This window comes from Chitinophaga sp. 05T412, assembly GCF_056396465.1.
On the sequence record NZ_JBFTLN010000111.1, the window covers coordinates 1 to 378 of the forward strand.

The following is a 378-nucleotide window of genomic DNA, read 5'->3' on the forward strand; positions in this document are numbered from 1 at the left end:
ATCTCGTAGCCCGTGCCGACGTCGTCGATCGAGCCCACCTGGATCATCAGGTGGTTGAGCCCGGCCACACCGGGCGGGCACTGCCCCAGCGCGAGCGTGTGGTGCCGCGCGTTGCAGTGGTAGAAGCGCGCGTTGAGCCGGCCCGGCACGATGATCTTGTCGGAGAGCCGGAAGCCGAGCTTCGTGAAGAACTCGTGGCCCGCCTCGATGTCGGGCATGAGCAGCAGCACGTGGCCGAGGCCCTGCGCGCCGGTGACGAAGCCGGTGATGGCGCGGCCCGGTCGGAACGACGAGCGCACGTGGCTCTGGCCCCAGGTCACCTCGTGGCGGAAGCCCCAGGGGTCGGTGAACACGAGGATCCGGTTGACGGCCCGGGCC

1 protein-coding gene is annotated in these 378 nt (G+C 70.1%); it reads right to left on the bottom strand.

Annotated elements, in window-relative coordinates:
* On the bottom strand, positions 1–378 hold a 378-nt coding region (locus AC1DFM_RS34905; protein WP_477081402.1), incomplete at both ends, for a VOC family protein.